This is a genomic window from Lacimicrobium alkaliphilum, from assembly GCF_002591895.1.
In the GTDB taxonomy this organism is placed as follows: Bacteria; Pseudomonadota; Gammaproteobacteria; order Enterobacterales; family Alteromonadaceae; genus Lacimicrobium; species Lacimicrobium alkaliphilum.
Genome location: NZ_NISX01000001.1, coordinates 358,430 through 381,180, shown reverse-complemented (window position 1 = coordinate 381,180; position 22,751 = coordinate 358,430). Strand labels below are relative to the sequence as shown.

Genomic DNA, 22,751 nt, shown 5'->3' with positions numbered 1-22,751 from the left:
ATTGAATGGATAACCCACAACAGAAGTTTTTAAACAGCAAAGAAGTGATTGCTTTTTTAGCTGAAACCTTTCCTGCCTGTTTTAGTACTCAGGGCGACGCCAAACCCTTAAAAATAGGAATTTTTCAGGATCTCGCTGAACGATTGGCTGACGATGAACGTATCAGTAAAACAATGCTGCGTACATCCCTAAGGCACTACACGAATAGCTGGCGTTATTTGCATGCGGTTATCGAGGGGGCACACCGGGTTGATCTTGACGGTAAGGAAGATGCTGCAATCGATAAAGAGCATGCCGAGCATGCAAAACAACAGCTGGCAGAAAGTAAGGAAAAAGCCGCGCAACGACGTAAAGAAAATAAAGAGAAGGCGGCCAAGGCAACAAATGGACAGAAAAGGCCGCAGAAAGCCAGAAACGCCGATGGAAGCAGTACCACAAAAGCAGTAAATCAGGGTACTAAGGGAACTAAATCGGGTTCAGCTAAACCAATAAAAAGGCCCCCCCCGGCTAAACTGGGTGATAATGACCTTAAAGCAGGAACACATGTCACCGTTAAACTTGGGAAAGTACCAGTAGAAGGTACTATCAGTGAAATTGCTAAGGAAGGGGTTCATGTTCAGCTTAGTACAGGCATGGTCGTAAAAGTCCCTGTTGATACACTAAGGTTAGCCCCGCCTAAGAGGTAAATATATGAATCATGCAATTCGGGTTTCCGTTGCCACAGCACTGCTGGTGCTCAGTGGACATTCTGCAGCTGTGCCTGGCACCGCAGGTATTGAAGATCTGCCGGATCTTGAGCAGGAATCACAACACGCCGTAGCATCCAAGCGGGTGGCGTCCTTGTTCACCAGAGCGCACTACAAGAACATTGAACTCGATGATGAGATGTCTTCGAAGATTTTTGATCGCTATTTGCAAGGCCTGGACTCGAATCGCAATATATTCCTGGCCTCTGATATTGTCAGGCTGGAACAGCACCGGGATACCTTCGATGATTCCTTGCAACGGGGTAACCTGAGTCCGGCTTATGATATGTATAAGCTTAATATCAAACGTCGTGCACAGCGTTACGAATATGCGTTGTCGCTGTTAGAGGAACCCTTTGATTTTGAAAAACAAGGGGATGCCTTTCATTATGATCGTGAAGAGGCAGAGTGGCCCAAAGACCAGGCTGAACTGGACGAGTTGTGGCGTCAGCGTGTCAAATATGATGCGTTGAATCTGAAACTGGCCGGTAAGGACTGGGAAGGTATCAAAGATGTGTTGGAAAAACGTTATCAAAGAGGAATAAAACGCCTTACTCAAACACAGAGTGAGGACGTATTCCAGGCGATAATGAACGCTTTCGCGCGCAGTGTAGAAGCACACACCAGTTATTTATCGCCTCGCAACGCTGAACGCTTCCAGATGGAAATGGATCTGTCTTTTGAGGGCATAGGTGCTGTTTTACAGTCAGAGGACGATCATACTGTGATCCGTTCTATCGTGCCCGGTGGGCCTGCTGATGTGTCAAAGCAGATCAAACCAGAAGATAAGATTATTGGTGTTGCTCAGGAAGACGATGAATTTGTTGATGTGGTGGGCTGGCGTCTGGATGAAGTTGTTGAGTTGATAAAAGGGCCCAAAGGAAGTGTAGTCAGACTTCAGGTCCTCAAAGGCTCAGTAGACAGTGGCGCTCCATCGGTGGTTAGTCTTACCCGCGACAAAATAAAACTGGAAGATCGGGCTGCAAAATCCGAGGTGTATATTCCTGAGCAGGGTCCGAACAAGGGTGAGAAACTCGGCGTTATTACCATTCCGTCTTTTTACAATAAGCTGCATCAGGATGTCAGAGCAGAGATCGATACTCTCAAAGAACAAGGTGTACAGGGGCTGATTGTTGATCTGCGGGGAAACGGTGGTGGTTCGCTCAGTGAAGCAACCCTGTTATCAGGTTTATTTATTGATAAGGGACCTGTTGTACAAATTCGCGATGGTGCAGGGCGTATCCGCGAAGAGCGTGATACAGACGGTATGGTTTTCTACGAAGGCCCCCTGACGGTATTGGTTGACAGGTTTAGTGCTTCAGCTTCAGAAATCTTTGCCGCTGCGATGCAGGATTATGGCCGGGCCTTAATTGTTGGTGAGCAAACCTTTGGTAAAGGAACGGTGCAGCAGCACCGGGGGTTAGGTCGTATATATGATTTGTATGATAACCCCCTTGGTAGTGTTCAGTTCACCATAGCCAAGTTTTATCGAATCAATGGTGGAAGTACTCAGCACAAAGGCGTAGTGCCGGATATCATGTTGCCTTCGCCCGTGGACCCACAGGATTGGGGTGAGAGTAAAGAAGAGAATGCGTTACCATGGGACAGCATAATCCGGGCTAACTACACCACCTTTGGTGACACCTCTGATGCGGTGAAAAAGGTTGAGGAATCCCACGCTCAACGGATACAAAAAAATCCAGAATTTGCCTATATTTTTGAGGATATAAAAGAGTATCGCCGTAAAAAAGAGGAAAAATTTATTTCTCTCGTAGAATCTGAGCGTATGCAGGAAAAGGCTGAACAGGAAGAGCAGGCGTTGGAAAGAGCGAATGAGCGTCTGTCGCGACTCAGTAAGGAGCCGGTGGATTCTCTTGAGGATCTGCCCGAGGAACTTGAAGAGATTGATCCATTCCTGGATGAAGCTGCCGCTATTACCTTCGATGTGGTGGGAACCGGCAAGTACGCGATTAAGACTGAGTAAAATAAGTGCAATAAAAGGCAGGCCATGTAAATCTACATGGCCTTTATTTTATGTACAGGAAGTACGGTATGCCGTGGGCGCATGGATGCGAGAGAACGGCGATGTACAGGAAGTACGGGCAGGTAATTGCTCCTGCATAGCCTGCACTTCCGCCCTCCATGGCGGTCGTATGCCGTGGTCGCATGGATGCGAGAGAACGGCGATGTACAGGAAGTACGGGCAGGTAATTGCTCCTGCATAACCTGCACTTCCGCCCTCCATAGCGGTATTTAGTACTCTTATGGATCAGAAAAGGCGCGGGTTTAGCCGAGAATTCAAATTACAAGATGTAAAAAATAGTACAGTCAGGATCTATCCCGACATAAAAATAACAAAAACTTAGGGCGATAATATGAGTGCAAGAGGTGAATTTTCTTCCCGGCTGGGATTTGTGCTGGCGGCGGCCGGTTCGGCAGTCGGACTGGGGAATATCTGGGGTTTCCCTACTCAGGTGGCCAGTAACGGCGGTGCTGCTTTTGTAATGATGTATATTCTGCTGGCATTTGTACTTGCCTATCCGGTATTGATGGCTGAATTGTTAATTGGCCGTGCCACACAATCAAATATGGTTGATGCGTTAGGCAAAATATCCGGTAGCTTCATAGGCAAAGCAACGGGTATCTGGGGGTGCATAACAGTATCACTGATCCTGGCCTTTTATGCGATTGTCGCCGGCTGGATGATCGCCTTTGCTCTACAGGCATTGACCAATATTTTTCAGTGGCAGGCAATGTCACAGTGGCTGATCAGCTTTTCAGACAGCCGTAATCTCATTTTCTGTGCATTTTTCGTTGTGCTGACGGCCCTTATTGTGACCGGTGGGGTCAGTAAAGGTATTGAGAGATGGTCAGTCAGATTAATGCCGACGTTGTTTCTGATTGTCTTATTGTTAATTGGTTATGTAATGACTCTGGACGGAGCCATGCAGGGACTGAAGGTTTACTTACTGCCGGACTTTTCAAAAGTACTTAATCCGGACCTGTTGATCAGCGCCATGGGTCAGGCTTTTTTCTCTATGTCGTTAGGCGTTGGAACCATGTTGGTTTATGGTTCCTATGTGAGCAAGAAAGAGAAACTCCCTAGTCTTGGCGCTTCAGTGGCGTTGGTAGACATTGCGGTTGCGATTCTGGCCGGGTTGTTGATTATACCGGCAATGTACGTCGCACTGCACAATGGCGTAGAGATTTTCTCTGAATCAGGCGAATTGATAGCCGGAGATACCCTGATCTTTACCGTTCTACCGGCACTCTTTGAGACCATGGGCTCGGTGGGCAATTTTGTGGCATTAGCCTTCTTTATACTGATGACTATTGCCGCGGTCACGTCGTCTATCTCGATGCTGGAAGTTCCTGTGGCCTATGTAGTGGAAAGCCGCGGTGTTAAGCGCAGAGCCGCGGTTTGGCTGATCGCGCTGGGCATTTTTGTGTGCAGCGCCATTATCGCGCTGAATTTCGAAGCGCTGTTTGGGTTAGTTATTGCCGCCACAACACAATATAGTCAACCATTACTGGGATTAATGCTGTGTATTTTTGCCGGCTGGGTATGGAATCGTAATGAGATCCTCAAAGAGCTGCGTCACAGTGATGAGCAGGCTGCTCAGGGAATGTTCTGGAAAATCTGGCCCTGGTATGTCCGTTTTGTGTGCCCGGTCATTATCATACTGATGTTTTACCGGTCGTTCTGATTTGTTTTAAGGCCACTATCCCGTCAGGGATGGTGACCACTTAATCGGTCCTCAAATAACAATAATCCAAGGAGCCCCTGATGTCTGACCGAAGACAACCCTCAATGCTGGACGCGCTTATCCCCATTACCGTGCTGGTTGTGCTGCTTAGCTCATCGGTAATACTTTTTGCCGATGATTCTTCTTATGGCCCTAACCAGATAGCACTGTTGCTGGCAATGGGCGTGGCTGCAATTATCGGTCTGAAGAATGGTTTTACATGGAAAGAGATTGAAGAGGGCATAGTACATGGGATTTCTCTGTCACTGGGAGCTGTGCTGATACTTCTATCCGTAGGAGCTTTAATTGGCACCTGGTTACTCTCCGGTACTGTACCCATGTTGATTTACTACGGTCTTAAATTGCTTGACCCGTCTTTCTTTTATGCTGCAACCTGTATTATTTGTGCCATTGTCGCCATGAGTATTGGCAGTTCCTGGACAACCGCGGCTACAGTGGGTGTGGCACTGATTGGTGTTGCTAATGGTATGGGTATGTCTGAAGCGGTAACCGCAGGTGCTATAGTGTCCGGTGCCTATTTCGGCGATAAAATTTCTCCTTTGTCTGAAACCACTAATCTCGCGCCAGCTGTGGCCGGTACCGAATTGTTTGAACACATTCGCTATATGCTGTGGACAACTATTCCGAGCTTTATTCTGGCAGTATTGTTATTTGTTATTGTAGGACTCAACGCATCAGGGCAGGCCTCACTGGAAAAAATTGACAAGATGCAGCGCCTGCTTGAAGCTAATTTTGAGCTCAGCCCGGTATTATTAGTGCCTTTGATCGTGCTGCTCGCATTAGCTATCCGAAAGGTACCGGCGTTTCCTACCGTTTCTATAGGTGCATTGCTTGGAGGGCTCTGGGCAGCATGGTTTCAACCTGATGTTGTACAGAATCTGGCACAACAGGGGCGCGAGGGCTGGCTTGCTTCGGTGACAGTGGTCTGGACCAGTCTGTTCAATGGGGTTACCCTGGATACCGGTAATGCTGACCTTGATGATTTGCTCAGTGGTGGTGGCATGTCCAGTATGCTGAATACTATCTGGTTAATTATCTGTGCCATGTCTTTTGGTGCAGTGGTAGAAAAAACCGGTCTGTTAAAACGTGTGGTTACGGTGTTTCTCAGAGGAGCCAAAACTGCAGGTGGGATGGTTACCCGCACCATGCTAACCTGTCTGGGAACAAACCTGATCACCGCTGACCAATATATGTCCATTGTTATGCCAGGCCGGATGTATAAAGAAGAATTCGCCAAACGTGGGCTACATCAACTCAACTTGTCCCGTAGCCTCGAAGACGGTGGGACTCTTACATCACCACTGATTCCCTGGAACACCTGCGGAGCCTATATGCATAGTGTATTAATGGTCAGCCCGCTGGAGTATATTTTCTTTGCCTTCTTCAACCTCATTAATCCGGTACTAGCGATTATTTACGCGTATCTCGGTATCAAAATATTGCGCATTCCTGTGCCATCGCCAGACGTGGCCAAAACCTGATAAAATAAGACGCAAACACGACCTAATATCACATCATCATTCACTATGGCCATTTCTACCAGCCATAGTGTTTTTGTTCAGGAGTTGCAATGTCCTCAAGCCAGTCCGGTACAATGAAACTATCCGATTACACGCCTTCCGCGTTTAGCATTTCTGATTTATATCTGGAATTTGATCTACAGGATAAAGAAACACGGGTTACGGCGGTTAGTCAGATACGAAAACTGGATAATTCCTGTACTGATTTGGATCTGGATGGAAAGCAACTGACTCTTAAAGCGGTATGGGTAAATGGCATTGAAACCACGGTTACTCATACAGAGCAGGGGATCAGATTAACGGATGTGCCGGATCAGTTTGAACTGAAAATTGAGACCCTGATTGATCCCGTAAATAACCATGCACTAGAAGGCTTGTATAAGTCTGGCGGGGCTTTTTGTACCCAATGCGAAGCACAGGGATTCCGCCGCATTACGTATTTTCTTGATCGTCCTGATGTGATGGCGAAATACCGGGTAAAACTGATTGCTGATAAACAGGCAAACCCATACTTGCTGGCCAATGGAAATCTGATTGACAAAGGTGAGGCGGAGCAGGGGCGCCACTGGGCGCTCTGGGAAGATCCCTTTCCTAAACCCTGTTATTTGTTTGCTCTGGTGGCAGGCGATTTCGATAAGCTGGATGATACCTTTACTACCTGCTCTGGCAAGCAGGTGAAATTGCAGCTTTTTGTGGATAAAGGCAATGTGTCCCGGGGGCGTCATGCACTCGATTCGCTTAAAAAAGCAATGGCCTGGGATGAGCAGAAATATGGTCTGGAATACGATCTGGACATCTACATGGTCGTGGCGGTGGACTTTTTCAATATGGGGGCCATGGAAAATAAGGGACTGAACATTTTTAACAGTAAATATGTGCTTGCCGATGCGGCCTCTGCCACGGATCAGGATTACTTTAATATAGAATCGGTCATTGCTCATGAGTATTTCCATAACTGGACAGGTAACCGGATAACCTGCAGGGACTGGTTTCAGTTGAGTCTCAAAGAAGGCCTGACGGTTTTCCGGGATCAGCAATTCAGCGCGGATATGGCTTCAGCTGCGATCGTCAGGATTAATCAGGTAAAAATCATGCGGGAGCATCAGTTCGCCGAGGACAGTGGCCCCATGGCACATCCTATTCGTCCCTCTGAAGTGATGGAAATGAATAATTTCTATTCAGTAACGGTATACGATAAAGGCGCTGAAGTTATTCGCATGCTGCATACCTTGTTGGGGGAATCTGGCTTCAGAAGGGGTATGGATTGTTATATTGAACGCCATGACGGCCAGGCAGTAACTTGTGACGATTTTGTGCAGGCAATGGAAGATGCTAACCAAAAAGACCTGAGCTTGTTCCGACGTTGGTACAGCCAGTCTGGTACACCGGTTATCAGTGTGAATTGCCAGTGGCATCAATCGCAACAGCAACTGAGACTGGAACTGACACAGAATACCGCACCCACAGCGGACCAATCCATTAAACAGCCACTGCATATCCCCGTTGGAATAGAGATTGTAACCTTGTCAGGTGGGGAGCCGAAGATCAGTGAAGTGCTATCGCTGACTGAGCAGAAGCAGACGTATGTTTTTGAAAATATCCCGAGCCCCTCAACGGTTGCAGTGCTGACTGGTTTTTCAGCACCGGCAAAGCTGAACTATCAGCCTGCGGAGGCCGAACTGATGGCGGTGATTCTACACGCCAGTGATGCGGTAACCCGTTGGGACGCCAGTCAGCAATTAATCAGTGAGGCAATATTCAAATTTTCGCAGAGGGATAATGAAAAAGAACTGCCTGAGTCATTAAAACGGCTGTTCCAGGGATTGCTCGGGCAGGCACATACCGAGCCCGCTTTGATTGCTGAAATGCTCGAATTGCCGAGCTTTGAAACTCTCTCTCAGCAGCAGGAAAAAATTGATCTTGATGCCTTACTCAAGGCCAGAAAACAGCTCAAAGCTCTTCTGGCGGTGAATTTTGCCGAGCATTGGAGAGCACTGTTTGAAAAGTTGTCTAATTCTGCCTATTCCTATGAACAGACGCAGGTAGAGCGGCGACGTTTATCTGGTGTATGCCTGTCTTACCTGGCATGCCTGGACAGTGATGAAAGCCTGGAGCTGTTACAACAGGCATATGAAAAGAGTGACAATATGACAGATACTCTGGCAGTGCTAAAAGCCTGTCAGGCAGAAAACCTGCCTTTATTTGATTCACTGATGCAGGATTTCGAGCAAAAATGGCATGATGACTCATTAGTGATGGATAAATGGTTTGCACTGCATGCCGGGCGTCAACATCCGCAGAGTCTGAGTAATTTGCAATTGCTGATGGCGCACAGCCGGTACAGTATTAATAATCCTAACCGTGTCAGATCGGTGATGGGCACCTTTGCATTTTATAATACCGAAGGGTTCCATCGTCGTGATGGCAGTGGTTATAAGTTTCTGACTGATTATCTGCTTGAGTTGGATAGTGTTAATCCGCAGGTGGCAGCAAGATTAATTACCCCGATGATCCAATACGCTAAACTTGATGAACACAGACAACACCAAATACGCTTACAACTGCTCCGTTTGTTTGAGCATAAAACTCTCAGTCGGGATCTGTACGAAAAAGTTCAGAAAGCCTTGTGATTATGATCAACTGAAGCAAAACTCCGGATTCTGGCGGTGAAAACCTATTTTTTCCGTATCCATTTAAGTTATGACCAGTGTCAGCAATTATACAATGGCAGTACCAGCCAGGCAGTTGTAACTGCCGAGTCGGGCCAGCGTATTCGCATTCCTGCCAGTAACCTGCGACCTTTTATTGGTCAATATGGTATTCGTGGCCGATTCCGGTTAATAACTAATCAAAACAATAAAATTCTGTCGTTTGAACCGGTATCTTAATCGCATTTTTATCAAGAAATAAAAGCAACTCATTGAAAATAAAAAGAAAAGCGACTACGCTCAACTGGTACGATTAGTTCTTGCTAATGGACTAAAATGATGTAATCATTTTGTTAATTGTCCAGCATTGGCGCCGGATACCGAGGCAAAAGTACCTGCAGTAGCACTCAGAATACAGTGCTGCAGGTTCAGGGGAGAATAAAAAAATGAACAACAGGCCGCGCATATTTTGTAAAACACCGATAGCTATTGGCATCGCTGCACTTCTTGGGGGGGCTCTGACTCCTGCAACAGCAGCAAGCTGGGATGTTGGTGATGTGTCTATTACGTTAGATTCTAACTTTTCTTTAGGTACAAGTTACCGTATTGAAGAGCGGGATTTCAGTCTGATTGGTAACAGTAACCATCCTAAGTTTGACTGGACTGGCTACAATGGCACTACAAATGTAGTGTACTCGTCAGCCGATATCTGGGCACAAGCCGATGGCTCATACTCCACCAATGGTGATAACGGTAACCTCAACTTTGATCCCTGGGAAGCATTTTCTACACAGTTCAAAGGCAGTCATGACCTGAATATTACCTATAAGGATATGGGGTTCTTTGCACGGGCCATGTATTTCTATGATTTCGAATTGATGGAAGGTGATCGCGCCTGGAGAAATCCTGTTTCAGCCCAGGCGGGGTTTGATCAGCCTTACGATCCCTGTAGTGATCCTGAAGCCAAAGACGAACTCTGTCGTGATGTTCGTCTGCTGGATGCGTTTTTCTATTATGATTTCTATATGGGCGATGTGCCGGTATCTTTGCGTGTTGGTAATCAGGTAGTGAGCTGGGGTGAGAGTACCTTTATACAGCACGGAATCAATACGATTAACCCGGTAGATGTGAGTCGTTCTCAGGCACCTGGTGCAGAATTAAAAGAAGTGTTTATCCCTGTAGGTATGGTATTCGCACAGTTTGGGCTGACCAATAATCTGGGTCTTTCCATGTACTACCAGTATGAATGGGAAAAAAGCCGTTTGCCGCAGGCGGGCAGCTACTTTGCCACCAATGATTTTGCCGGTGAAGGGGGCCAGGCCGCGAATGTTCAGCTAGGTTTTACCGGTAACCCCGATATCGATCTGGATTTCCTGATGATGAGCCTTAATGGTCTTGGCGATGGCCTGCGTGCCGGTGCCGATGCCAGCATGATTTCTCAGGCTTATCTGGCATTCCCCACGAAAGTTGCAGTGCGTGGCTACAGTGATGAAGCACATAACGATGCGGACGACCAGGGCCAGTACGGTATCAAATTGTCCTATTATGCAGAAGCGCTGAATGATACAGAGTTTGGTTTCTACCATATTAATTATCATAGCCAACGACCTCTGATATCCGGCATAGCTTCAGACTTTACTCAGGCTGGTATCGGGGCTGATTTAGCTTATCTTGCGGCTAACCAAATCACCAAAGACAATATTACTAACCTCGGCGCGTTCACCAAGGCCGAGTTTATGTATCCGGAAGATATCAAACTCTATGGTGTAAGCTTTAATACTCAGGTAGGCGAAACGGCTCTGGCTGGTGAAGTGGCCTACCGACAGGATGAACCATTACAGATAGATGATGTTGAACTGTTGTATGCTGGTATGCCTCAGCAGCTTGCAAATGCTGGTCTGAGACCGGATCTTGCGGGTATTTCTCAGCTTAATGATTATCTCGGCTATACGGTGGGGCCCGGTGAAACCGCCCCGGGTGCGGTTTTTTCTGATACCACACAACTTCAGTTAACGGCTTCTCATCTGTTTGGTCCGGTATTAGGAACCGACAATCTGGTGTTGCTTGGCGAAGTTGGCTATGTAAATGTTCACGATATGCCGGATCCGGAACTGATCAGACTCAATGGTCCCGGAACCTCCAGAAGTGGCCCGATTCCGGGTAAGGAAGGCTTACATGTCGGTATTTCTAACGGCCCTGAAACAAATCCTTTCCCTACCGATGATGCTTGGGGCTACCGGTTACTGGCTAAAGCGGATTACAACAATGTTTTTTCCGGTATCAATATGTCCGTAAGAGCCACCTTCGCTCATGACGTTGACGGTATCACACCGGACCCATTATTTCTGTTTATTGAAGACAGAAAGTCATCCAGTATTTCGTTGGATTTTGACTACCTGAGTAAGTGGTCTGCCAGTTTCTCGCTGAATTCCTTTTGGGGTGGCGTGGGTACGACTAATGCGCTGTCTGATCGGGACTTCGTATCCTTTAACATCAAATATTCAATCTAGGGAGTAGTAGCAGATGAAAAAATTAACCCTAGTCGCAACGGCATTGAGTCTGGTTCTCAGTACCTCATTGGCTCAGGCTAAAGTGTCAGAAGCAGAAGCGGCAAAATTAGGCACAGAACTCACCCCTCTTGGTGGCAATAAATCGGCCAATGCAGACGGCAGTATACCAGCCTGGGATGGTGGAATTACTGAACCACCAGCTGGTTATGAAGTAGGTGACCATCATCCGGACCCTTATCCCGGTGATGAGGTGTTGTTTGAGATTACGGCATCAAATATGGCAGAGCATGCAGCGTTGCTCTCAGAAGGGCAGAAGAAGCTGTTTGAAACCTACCCGGATAGCTTCAGAATTCCTGTGTACAAGACACGCAGAAGTGCCTCCGCGCCGGAATTTGTGTATGAAGCGACCAAAGAAAATGCCATACGAGCGGAGTTGGTGCAAGGCGGTAATGGGGTCAAAAATGCCGCAATGGGCATTCCGTTTCCTATCCCACAAAATGGTGTAGAAGCAATATGGAACCATATTCTTCGTTACCGCGGAGAGGCGATACAACGATACGGTGGTCAGGCAGCTCCTACTGCATCGGGTGATTACAATATCATCGGCTTTGACGATATATTGATGATTAAATATTCAGAACAGGGTGTGACACCGGAAAAACTGGTAGAAGAAAATGTACTGATGAAGTTTAAGCAGAGTATTACTGAGCCGGCGCGACTGGCAGGTACAGCATTGCTAGTGCATGAAACCATGGATCAGGTGCGCGAACCTCGCCAGGCCTGGACTTATAACACCGGTCAGCGTCGCGTACGTAAAGCGCCAAATATAGCCTATGACGCGCCGGGTACGGCAGCGGACGGTCTGCGAACGACCGATGACTTCGATATGTTTAATGGTGCGCCGGATCGTTACAACTGGACCCTTAAAGGTAAACAGGAGTTGTACGTTCCGTATAACAACTACGAACTGCACGGTGATGACGTTACCTACAGCGACATCCTCAAACCCGGGCATATCAATCCGGATCTGACACGCTATGAGAAACACCGGGTGTGGGTAGTAGAAGCCAACCTTAAAGATGAGTATCGTCATATCTACCAGAAGCGGGTGTTCTATATTGATGAGGACAGCTGGCAGATCCTGGTGGCCGACATGTATGACAACCGTAATGAGTTGTATCGTGTGGCTATGGCCTATGCAGTGAACTATTACGAAGTCCCTGCGCTATGGTCTACACTGGATGTGTATCATGATTTGAACTCTCGTCGCTATCTGGCGTTGGGTCTGGATAATGAAACAAGTATGTATGATTTCACTATCAAGCCGAGTGACAGAGATTTTACACCTCAGGCATTACGCCGCTCAGGTATAAGATAACTGGCGTTACCAATCTCTGAGTGGGAATGGTAGATAACGGTTGGCATTGCCAACCGTTTTTGTTCGTCTCATCCTTGAGACTCACCTCGCCTCGAGGGCCAGCTGAAGCTGTCCTGAAACACTCCCGGAGTTTTAGTGTTTGGTTTCTCAACAGTGTGAAAATCTATGAAAAAAAAACTTATTCCTCTCTTTTCAGCATTAATTTTCAGTAGCTCGTCCATCTCTGATGTCAGGCCCCAGGAAGCGTTTCAGGCACCTTTAGCTGATAAATCACTGTTACTGGACATCAGTCAGATTGGGCAGAAACAACAACTGATTGCTGTCGGGGAACGTGGACATATTCTGACATCCGCTGATGGCCAGAGTTGGGAGCAGCAAGAGGTGCCGGTCAATGCCGTGCTTACCGCGGTTTATGCCCGTGATAAGCATATCTGGGCCGCCGGCCATGACGCGGTGATTCTCTATAGCGGTGATGGCGGTGAAAGCTGGCAAGTTCAGAATTTTAATCCGGAGTTACAAAAGCCGTTATTGGACGTTCTTTTCTTCGATGATCAGCACGGTATTGCTATTGGCGCCTACGGTCTTTTTTATCGGACTGAGAATGGCGGACAGAGCTGGAACAAAGAGGCACATATTTCATTACTCAACGAGATGGATGTGGAATATCTCGAGTCTCTGAAAGAAGAAAACATGGCGTTTTATGAAAGCGAAATGGAGGCCATTCTTCCTCATCTTAATCGTGTCTCTGTGGCAGGCGACAAACTATTGCTGGCGGGAGAGGCAGGAACCCTGGCTATCAGCGAAGACCAGGGGCGAAACTGGCAACGTATGGATGTGGATTACTACGGCTCCTTTTTTGATATTCAGCAAACCACAGACGGCCGTATTTTCGCTGCCGGCTTACGGGGAAACCTCTTTGAATACAGTGATGAGCAATGGCTGGAAATTGAGACCGGAATCAGTTCCACGTTAAATTCTATTGTTAACATTGAAGGTAAGCCGCCACTTGTTGTTGCCAATAAAGGCTATTATTTGTGGCTCGAAGATTCCCTGAGGGTGGAACAGACAGATGACGAGGAAGCTCTGGTCAACGCGGTATTTTTTAATAATAAAATCCTGGTTGTATCAGAAGCCGGAATTCAGGAACTGACGAAGTAGAGTGCAATTATGACAAAGCTGATAGATGTTTTAGAGTTAGTTATCTTCAGGCACAGAGTCTGGGTTATTGCACTGTTTGCCTTGTTTACCGGCTATCTGGCGGTACAAGCTACCAACCTGCGACTGGATGCTGCTTTTACCAAGAATATACCTCTGAATCATACCTACATGAAAAACTATATGAAGCACCAGAAAAACTTTGGTGGTGCAAATAGTATTCTGGTGTCGGTGTGTGACAGAGATTCAGATATCTTTAATGAAACCTTTTTTAATCGTCTCAAGAATGTTCACGATCAGTTATTTTTTATACCCGGCGTAGACCGTTCTCAGGTTAAATCCCTGTATAGCCCATCAACCCGCTTTACCGAAGTCGTCGAAGAAGGCTTTTCCGGAGGACCGGTAATACCGGCTGATTTCTCAGCTTCTGATCCCCGTGGACTGGAGCTGGTCTCTCAGAATATCAGCAAGGCAGGTATTGTCGGAAGAATGGTCTCCGATGACTTTCAGTGCGCTATGGTTAACGCGCAGTTGCTGGAACTTGATCCACAAACCGGTGAGCAGTTAGATACATTGGCCTTCGCTCAGGATCTTGAAGACCAGCTGCGTGGTAAATACGAAGACGATGAGATTAGCATCCACATTATAGGCTTTGCCAAAATGGTAGGGGATGTTGCCGACGGTGCTAAAGATGTTCTGCTGTTCTTCGCCGTTGCTATCGCTATCACCGCAGTGATGGTGTACTTCTTCTGTAAATCGCTATTGCTGACTGTATTACCTCTGGCCTGTTCTATTATCGCGGTAGTCTGGCAAATGGGTCTGGTGACATTGTTAGGCTTCGGCCTGGATCCCATGTCAATACTGGTACCCTTTTTAGTCTTTGCCATTGGGGTCAGCCATGGCGTACAGATGATCAATTCCGTAGGTAAACAGGTGGTAATGGGCCAAACCGCAAAAACCGGCGCACAGATGGCCTTTCGCACCTTGCTGATCCCTGGCGGGGTAGCGTTGCTGTCAGATACCGTTGGCTTTATGACGTTACTGGTCATTGATATTGGTATTATCCGTGAACTGGCCATTACTGCCAGTTTGGGTGTGGCTGTGATAATCCTCACTAACCTTGTCCTGTTGCCGGTACTGATGTCCTACGTCAGTCTGGGTGACAAATATAAGGCTAAATTCGAGAATAAAGAAAAACGTTCTGATCACTTCTGGGAAAGCATATCGAGATGTTCAAGTCCTAAAGTGGCCAAAGTGATTCTGGTATCGGTGGCCTTGTTGTTTGCTTTTGGCTGGTATCAATCCAGTCAGATGAAGATTGGTGACCTGCATCCCGGTGCGCCGGCATTGCACGAAGATTCGAGATATAATCAGGACACTTTCCTGATTACCGACAAATACGCCATCAGTGTGGATTATTTGTCGGTGTTGGTGGAAACCACCCCATCGGCTTGTACCTCACATCAGATCATGAGCGATATTGATGAATTCCAATGGAAAATGGAAAATGTTGCAGGTGTGCAATCTACCGTCAGTCTGGCCTCAGTGGCTAAATTGATTAATGCCGGTTATAACGAAGGCAATCCCAAATGGCGGGTATTGCCAAGGAACCAGCAAACCATGGTGCAGGCTATATCACGGGTGGATACGTCATCAGGTTTGCTTAACGGCGATTGTTCGGTAATGCCTGTTATTTTGTTTATGGAGGATCATAAAGCCGAAACCATCAGCAGAGTTGTAGATGCGGTGAAAGAGTACCGGCAGCAATATCAGCAAGAGGACCTGCAGTTTAAGCTGGCATCAGGTCCTGTAGGGGTAATGGCGGCCACAAATGAGGCGGTTAAGGCGGCGCAGGACCCGATGATGGCCTATGTATTTGGTGCCGTCATCCTGTTGTGCCTGCTCAGTTTCCGCTCTTTGCGGGCAACCTTGTCAGTGGTGGTCCCTTTGTACGTGGTCTCCGTGTTGGCACAGGCACTGATGACTAAACTGCAAATCGGCCTGACAGTATCTACTTTGCCGGTGATTGCTCTGGGAGTTGGTATTGGTGTGGATTACGGCATCTATATTCTGTCGACAATGAGCCAGAAACTGAAAGATGGTGTGGCGGTGCGCCAGGCTTATTTCGACGCACTGAAGGAGCGGGGCAGTGCGGTGCTGTTTACCGGTATTACTCTGGCCATTGGTGTAAGTACCTGGGTATTCTCCAGTCTTAAATTCCAGATGGATATGGGCATATTGCTGACCTTTATGTTTGTTGTGAATATGCTGGGTGCCATCGTGGTATTGCCCGCTTTGGCATCTGTATTCTGGTACAAACAGAGCGGTGATAAGAAAGTGCAAAAATAATTCACATATTTTTTATGCACCGAAGTCCGGCCAGGAAAGATTCCTGAGCCGGACTTTTGTTTTTTCTGACCAGGCTGAACGTTGCATAATTAGAGCTTTTAGCAACGGATAGCGATGACTTCTGTACAGAGTTATGAAAAGTTACATATCCTCCTACACACCGGAATAGGTTATTTTTATCCTGGCTCTGTGCATATCTATATTTGTTACTGATTTTAACCTGCTTCAGGGCCTTTCAAAGGCAGCAGTAATCAGCGAGAATACGTTTAAAATCTAGAGAACTCAGTTCTTTAGCTGCTGAGTAAAGCGCAAACTGAAAAATGTGGCGTGAAGCTTAGCAGTGATAAAACGCCAACTATATCCGATTCCACAGACCTGTATCAGGCTGGCAGAAACACTAAACCCCGTTGTTTTTGCTTGTAAATCGAAGGAATAGGTTGTTTGGTATACAATTTGCCCTACAAAGTCTGCATAACAAGGTAGAAAAATGACGGTCGATAACCAGCACTCTGTACTTTTGGATAATGTGTATACATTGATTCGCAAGAAAGTGGATAAAACGCAGGCGCAACTGGTTGAGCAGTTTGCCAGTATCTTATTCAGTAATATTTCCCGTGACGATCTGGAAAATCGCGTCGACAGTGATCTCTACGGAGCCAGTCTCAGCTTATGGAATGAGTTTTCTGATTACCATGACAGCGAGCCTTTTATTCGTGTATTCAATCCTGAAATATCCAAGCATGGCTGGCAGTCTTCACACACTATTATCGAGCTGATTACCGAAGATATGCCGTTTCTGGTTGACTCAGTGCGCATGGCCATCAACCGTCTGAGTATTACGGCGCATCTGTTATTACACAGCCCCATTGCAGTAAAGCGCAATAAAAACCATATGGTTGAAAGCCTGCTGGACACAAACCAGGAAGGGCATGGCAAGCAAACTATTTTTCTTATTGAAGTAGACAGACAGACCAGCAAGAAAGCCTTGCAGGAAATTGAGAGCGAATTGCATTCAGTGCTTGATGAAGTACAGCTTGCGGTATCTGACTGGATGCCGATGAAAAAGCAGCTTAAAGATATTATCGCTGGTTATGATAAACAACCCTGTCCGGCAGGGGAGCAATCGCAGAAACAGACTCATGCTTTTCTGCGCTGGATCAGCAACGAGAATTTCACCCTGATGGGGTACCGTCATTACCAGGCCAAAGCGGTTGAGGGTGATCACCGCTGGATTGCCGATAATGACTCCAGTCTGGGACTGATGAAAAACTCGGTCAGTAACCGTGAAAGGCTGCTTTCCAAACTGCCACTCTCTGCGCAGCAGGAAACATTGAGCGACAATCCTTTGATTCTGACTAAAACCAATTCTAAGTCCAGAGTGCATCGCCCGGCTTATATGGATTACATTGGTATCAAGGAATTCGATAAGCAGGGTAATGTGGTTGGCGAGCACCGTTTTCTCGGCTTGTACTCCTCCACGTTTTATAATGCCGGTGCTTATGAAGTCCCCGTCCTGAAAGACAAAATCGCCCGTATGTGTGATAACTCAGGTTTCGACAAGACCTCTCACGCTTATAAAGCATTTTTAAACATTCTGGAGACCTACCCCCGTGACGAACTGATTCAGGCCAATGAATCGGAACTGGGCAAGATTGCGCTGGGTATTTTCCAGATGCAGGAACGGGGGATCTCCCGTTTGTTTATGCGCCGTGATGTGTTCGGACGTTTTTATTCCTGCATGGTGTTTGTACCCAGAGAGCGCTACAACACTCAGTTACGCAAAGAAACCCAGGCGCTGTTGCAGAAATCCTTTAACAGCGATCAGGATGTGGAGTTCACCACTTACTTTTCAGAATCTGTCTACGCCCGCACTCACTACATCGTCAGGGTGAAAAATAACAATGTGGAAATAAATGTGAAGGAAATAGAAAAGAACATCATTGAACTCAGTAAGCGTTGGGAAGATAAGCTCAGTAGCGCATTGAGGAGTACCTACGGTGAGGCCAGTGGTAAACAATTGGATGAAAAATATCTCAATGCCTTCACGCGCAGCTATAAAGAACAGAATCTGCCCACTACCACTGTGGTGGATATTGAAAAAATTGAGAGTCTGACCGATACCCATACTCTGGATATGCTGTTTTACCGGCCACAGGAAGAGTCAGCAGGCAGTGAAGCGGTGAAACTTAAGCTGTTTCATCGTAATCAACCTATCCATCTGTCAGCCGTACTTCCTATGCTGGAGCATTTTGGTCTGCGGGTGATTGACGAAAGCCCCTATCAGGTGAAGGCCAGTGATGGCAGTGTGAACTGGATTATGGATTTTTCCATGTTGCATACGGCCAGCAACAAGATGAGTCTGGAACAGGCTCAGGAACTGTTCCAGGATGCATTTTCTAAGGTCTGGTATAACGAATTAGAGGACGATGCCTTTAACCGTCTGGTACTGGGGGCCGGCTTGCCTGGCCGTAAAGTGACGGTTCTGCGTTCATACGCCAAGTATATGCGTCAGACCGGCAGTTCTTTCAGCAAAAATTATATCGCCCGTACGCTGGATGCTTATCCTGCTATTGCCACTTTGCTGGTGAATTTGTTCGAGCAACGCTTCGATCCCAGAATCAAACGTTCAGAGAAAAAAGAAGAGGCGCTTTTGGCGAAAGTCAAAGAGAGTCTTGATAATGTCTCTAACCTGGATGATGACAGAATAATTCGCCGTTATCTGGATATGATCATGGCGACGCTGCGTACTAATTTCTATCAGGCGGATGAGCAGGGTAATGACAAGTCATACATTTCCTTTAAGTTGCTTCCCGAACTGATCCCGGAAATGCCACTTCCTTTGCCCAAGTTTGAAATCTTTGTGTACTCTCCCCGTGTGGAAGGTGTGCATTTACGCGGTGGTAAAGTAGCTCGTGGTGGATTGCGCTGGTCAGATCGCCGGGAAGACTTCCGTACTGAGGTATTGGGTCTGGTTAAAGCACAACAGGTAAAAAATACTGTTATTGTTCCTGTAGGTGCAAAGGGTGGCTTTGTCTGCAAAAATCTGCCAGTGGGCGAAGGCCGCCAGGCTGTTTTTGAAGAAGGTAAAGCCTGCTATAAAATCTTTATCCGCTCTTTGCTGGATATCACCGACAATATTGTTCAGGGTGAAGTGATACATCCCAAAGATGTCGTCAGGCTGGATGAGGATGACCCCTATCTGGTGGTTGCCGCCGATAAAGGAACCGCAACCTTTTCCGATATCGCAAACGGTATCGCCGAAGAATATGACTTCTGGCTTGGTGATGCCTTTGCCTCCGGCGGGAGTGTGGGTTACGACCACAAAGGTATGGGCATTACCGCCCGTGGCGCGTGGGAATCAGTAAAACGTCATTTCCTGGAAATGGGGGTGAACTGTCAGACCACAGACTTTACCTGCGTGGGTATCGGAGATATGGCAGGGGATGTATTTGGCAATGGAATGTTGCTATCCAAACATATTCGTTTGGTTGCCGCTTTTAATCATATGCACATCTTTTTTGACCCCGATCCGGATGCGGCCAGCAGCTATAAAGAGCGCCAACGCTTGTTTAAGGATCCTTCACTGAACTGGGCCGATTACGACAAATCATTGATCTCAAAAGGCGGCGGTGTATTTTCCCGTGCAGATAAGTCGATAAAACTTACCCCCGAGATGAAAAAGTGGCTGGGCACTAAACAATTATCGATGACACCCAGCGAGCTGATCAAAACAATTCTGCAAATGCAGGTGGATTTGATCTGGAATGGTGGCATCGGCACTTACATGAAAGGCAGTAAAGAAACACATGCCGAAGTAGGCGATCGGGCCAACGATGATCTGCGTGTAAATGGTAATCAGGTTAAAGCAAAGATAATTGGAGAAGGGGGTAACCTCGGCTTTACTCAGTTAGGCAGAATTGAATACTGTGCTGCTGGCGGCCGCATGAACACCGACTTTATTGACAATGTGGGTGGTGTGGATTGTTCGGATAATGAAGTAAATATCAAGATATTGCTGAATACTCTGGTTCAGGATGGCGAGATGACCCTGAAGCAACGTAATAAGTTGCTTTATGACATGACCGACGATGTGGCACAAATCGTATTGCAGGACTGTAAGCGCCAGGCTCAGTCAATCTCCATCGATGAATTGGGAGGGGCAGACAGGCTTAAAGAACAGTTACGCTTTATCCATGGCCTGGAACGTGAAGGCAACCTTAATCGTGAACTGGAATTTATCCCTTCCGATGATGATCTATCCGAACGCCAGGCATCAGATAAGGGCCTGACCCGCCCTGAGATGTCTGTTCTGCTGGCTTATGGCAAGATGGTATTGAAGGAAAAGCTGAATATTCCTGAGTTAACTGATAACCCTTACCATGCGAAATTACTTATCAGTGCATTCCCTAAACCACTGCAGGACCGGTTCTCTGAGCAGATGACGCATCATCCGCTACGGGGAGAAATCATTGCCACTAAGCTGACCAATAACATGCTTAATGACATGGGGCTTAACTTCGCCTTCAGACTGCAGGAAGAAACGGGTGCCAGCATTTCCGAAGTGGTCAATGCCTACTCGGTAGTGAAAGGGATCTTTGGTATGGAGAGCCTGTGGCGTGATATCGAAAAGCTGGAAGATAAGATCACCAGCGATGTGTTGCTGAGCATGCTGGATGATATGCGCCGCACACTGCGCCGTGCATCACGCTGGTATTTGCGCCATGGTAATAAAGCCATGGCCATTGATGAATCAGTTGAGTTTTACCACAGTACGTTCGTTGATCTGAGCAAAAATCTGCAACATTATCTGGTTGACGAGGAATATAAAGAGCTGGAAAACAAAGCCCTGAAACTGACCAAAGGTGGTGTGCCTGATAGCATTGCGTACAAAGTTGGCAGCCTCAGTAATCTGTTTTCCTGCCTGGATTTGGCACAAATTGCTACCAATGAACAAAAACCCGTGTCACTGGTGGCCAGTCTTTATTACAAGTTGGGTAATAAGCTGCAACTTCACTGGTTCCTGGACCAAATCAATCGTCAGTCTGTGAGCAATCATTGGCAGGCGCTGGCGAGAGCTTCGTATCGTGAAGAGCTTGACTGGCAGCAACGGGCTATTACATCGGTGCTGCTGAAGTTTGAGCCGGATAATAAAGAGGCTCAGGCGATTCTGGATAACTGGATGGAAGCGCATAAAGTACTGCTTGAACGCTGGTATCATATGATGTCTGAGTTTAAGACCAGTTCCACGCATGAATTTGCTAAATTCTCGGTGGCACTGCGTGAGCTGATGCTGCTCAGTCTGAACTGTGCTTAAGTTCTGATGTAAATTTTGTATATAATGCCCCGGTTTTCCGGGGCTTTTTTATGTCGATCGGGGTCGGGTCATGCCCGGATAATACTAAGTACAAAAGCCAGGGGATCGAAGCTGGACTTGTGATTTGAAGCCGAAAGCCAGAATCAAGAGGCGGTAAGCCCCGTTGTTGGCAATATCGCTTCGCTGGTGTTCCGAAAAAGGCGCTAAATTATCAGCAAGATCGGCAAAATCTGTACCTCTGCTATCCACAGTGGTCAGAATCCGGATTGTATATAGGTTTCCAGAATATATCTTTGTCAGGTTGCAAGACAGCGCAGCCGATTAACTTACAAACTTTCAGGCCGGAGCTATAGCTCATGTACACATTTTTAAGAGATCTTCTTTTCAGGCTTGATGCTGAAGCATCCCACGATTTGAGTATGAGCTTTTTAAAGCATAGTCAGCACAATTTTCTAACGGGTCTTTACAGCCAGAAACTGGCACCAAAACCGGTTCAGGTTCTTGGCATGAACTTTCCCAATCCCGTTGGGTTGGCCGCAGGGTTAGATAAGAACGGTGAATGCATCGATGCATTTGCTGCTATGGGGTTTGGTTTTATTGAAATAGGTACCGTAACCCCAAGGCCTCAGCCCGGTAATGACAAGCCCAGGTTATTTCGTTTGCCTCAGTCACAGGCCATTATCAATCGTATGGGGTTTAATAATAAGGGAGTGGACTATCTGGTCGAGCAGGTAAAACAGTCTGAGTATCACGGAATACTCGGAATTAATATCGGTAAGAATAAAACCACGCCAGAAGAGCAGGCACTGGACGACTATATTATGTGTCTGAATAAGGTCTATACCCATGCCAGCTATGTCACCATTAATATTTCATCACCCAACACTCCAGGTCTGCGTAATCTTCAATATGGTGAAGCGCTGGACTCATTACTCAGTGGATTGAAACTGCAACAACAAAAACTTGCCCAGCAGCACGGGAAGTATGTTCCTGTATTGGTGAAGATTGCGCCGGATCTCAGTGACGAAGAGCTAGAGGATATTGCACGCTGTTTGATTCAAAGTGGAATGGATGGCGTTATTGCGACCAACACGACTTTGAACCGGGATAAGGTAAAAGGGCAATTGCATGCACAGGAGAGTGGGGGACTTAGTGGTTCACCACTGACCGATCAGAGTCAGTTGATCGCTTCTAAACTGAAAAAGGCATTACAAGGCAGCATGCCGATCATTGGTGTAGGCGGGATCGATTCACCGGATGCGGCAAAAGCGCGCATGGAAGCAGGATCGGATCTGATCCAGATCTATTCTTCACTGATCTATCAGGGCCCGGAATTGATCGCAAAGATCCTTAAAGGCTTATAA

12 protein-coding genes are annotated in these 22,751 nt (G+C 46.9%); all 12 read left to right on the top strand.

Features of this window, described 5'->3' with window-relative positions; all coding sequences use genetic code 11:
- Positions 1–5 precede the first annotated feature (5 nt).
- The 12 genes from proQ (at position 6) to pyrD (ending at position 22,751) form a co-directional block, all read left to right on the top strand.
- Positions 6–686 (top strand): RNA chaperone ProQ, encoded by a 681-nt coding sequence (gene proQ, locus CDA54_RS01735; protein WP_099033267.1) that lies wholly within the window; start codon positions 6–8, stop codon positions 684–686.
- 4 nt (positions 687–690) lie between these two features.
- The gene (gene prc, locus CDA54_RS01730; RefSeq protein ID WP_099033266.1) at positions 691–2,730 is read left to right on the top strand and encodes a carboxy terminal-processing peptidase; all 2,040 of its coding nucleotides are present in this window, start codon (positions 691–693) and stop codon (positions 2,728–2,730) included.
- Between the two features lie 391 nt (positions 2,731–3,121).
- Complete coding sequence (locus tag CDA54_RS01725) at positions 3,122–4,453, top strand: sodium-dependent transporter (RefSeq protein WP_099033265.1); 1,332 nt, start codon at positions 3,122–3,124, stop codon at positions 4,451–4,453.
- A gap of 80 nt (positions 4,454–4,533) precedes the next feature.
- On the top strand, positions 4,534–5,994 hold the full coding sequence (gene nhaC / locus CDA54_RS01720; protein WP_099033264.1) for a Na+/H+ antiporter NhaC: 1,461 nt from the start codon (positions 4,534–4,536) through the stop codon (positions 5,992–5,994).
- Between the two features lie 89 nt (positions 5,995–6,083).
- The gene (gene pepN, locus CDA54_RS01715) at positions 6,084–8,663 is read left to right on the top strand and encodes an aminopeptidase N (RefSeq protein WP_099033263.1); all 2,580 of its coding nucleotides are present in this window, start codon (positions 6,084–6,086) and stop codon (positions 8,661–8,663) included.
- A 36-nt stretch (positions 8,664–8,699) separates the two neighbouring features.
- Positions 8,700–8,921 (top strand): DUF2835 family protein, encoded by a 222-nt coding sequence (locus tag CDA54_RS01710; RefSeq protein ID WP_099033262.1) that lies wholly within the window; start codon positions 8,700–8,702, stop codon positions 8,919–8,921.
- Positions 8,922–9,127: 206 nt separating this feature from the next.
- Complete coding sequence (locus CDA54_RS01705) at positions 9,128–11,191, top strand: DUF1302 domain-containing protein (protein WP_099033261.1); 2,064 nt, start codon at positions 9,128–9,130, stop codon at positions 11,189–11,191.
- A gap of 13 nt (positions 11,192–11,204) precedes the next feature.
- On the top strand, positions 11,205–12,569 hold the full coding sequence (locus CDA54_RS01700) for a DUF1329 domain-containing protein (protein WP_099033260.1): 1,365 nt from the start codon (positions 11,205–11,207) through the stop codon (positions 12,567–12,569).
- 165 nt (positions 12,570–12,734) lie between these two features.
- Positions 12,735–13,727 (top strand): YCF48-related protein, encoded by a 993-nt coding sequence (locus CDA54_RS01695; RefSeq protein ID WP_099033259.1) that lies wholly within the window; start codon positions 12,735–12,737, stop codon positions 13,725–13,727.
- A 9-nt stretch (positions 13,728–13,736) separates the two neighbouring features.
- A complete protein-coding gene (locus CDA54_RS01690) occupies positions 13,737–16,073 on the top strand; it encodes an efflux RND transporter permease subunit (RefSeq protein WP_099033258.1) in 2,337 nt (778 codons plus the stop codon).
- Between the two features lie 487 nt (positions 16,074–16,560).
- On the top strand, positions 16,561–21,387 hold the full coding sequence (locus CDA54_RS01685) for an NAD-glutamate dehydrogenase (RefSeq protein WP_099033257.1): 4,827 nt from the start codon (positions 16,561–16,563) through the stop codon (positions 21,385–21,387).
- 356 nt (positions 21,388–21,743) lie between these two features.
- Complete coding sequence (gene pyrD / locus CDA54_RS01680) at positions 21,744–22,751, top strand: quinone-dependent dihydroorotate dehydrogenase (protein ID WP_099033256.1); 1,008 nt, start codon at positions 21,744–21,746, stop codon at positions 22,749–22,751.

Coding starts and splice junctions, on each gene's coding strand:
- proQ (WP_099033267.1), top strand. CDS start 6: ATGGATAACCCACAACAGAAGTTTTTAAACAGCAAAGAAGTGATTGCT.
- prc (WP_099033266.1), top strand. CDS start 691: ATGAATCATGCAATTCGGGTTTCCGTTGCCACAGCACTGCTGGTGCTC.
- CDA54_RS01725 (WP_099033265.1), top strand. CDS start 3,122: ATGAGTGCAAGAGGTGAATTTTCTTCCCGGCTGGGATTTGTGCTGGCG.
- nhaC (WP_099033264.1), top strand. CDS start 4,534: ATGTCTGACCGAAGACAACCCTCAATGCTGGACGCGCTTATCCCCATT.
- pepN (WP_099033263.1), top strand. CDS start 6,084: ATGTCCTCAAGCCAGTCCGGTACAATGAAACTATCCGATTACACGCCT.
- CDA54_RS01705 (WP_099033261.1), top strand. CDS start 9,128: ATGAACAACAGGCCGCGCATATTTTGTAAAACACCGATAGCTATTGGC.
- CDA54_RS01700 (WP_099033260.1), top strand. CDS start 11,205: ATGAAAAAATTAACCCTAGTCGCAACGGCATTGAGTCTGGTTCTCAGT.
- CDA54_RS01695 (WP_099033259.1), top strand. CDS start 12,735: ATGAAAAAAAAACTTATTCCTCTCTTTTCAGCATTAATTTTCAGTAGC.
- CDA54_RS01690 (WP_099033258.1), top strand. CDS start 13,737: ATGACAAAGCTGATAGATGTTTTAGAGTTAGTTATCTTCAGGCACAGA.
- CDA54_RS01685 (WP_099033257.1), top strand. CDS start 16,561: ATGACGGTCGATAACCAGCACTCTGTACTTTTGGATAATGTGTATACA.
- pyrD (WP_099033256.1), top strand. CDS start 21,744: ATGTACACATTTTTAAGAGATCTTCTTTTCAGGCTTGATGCTGAAGCA.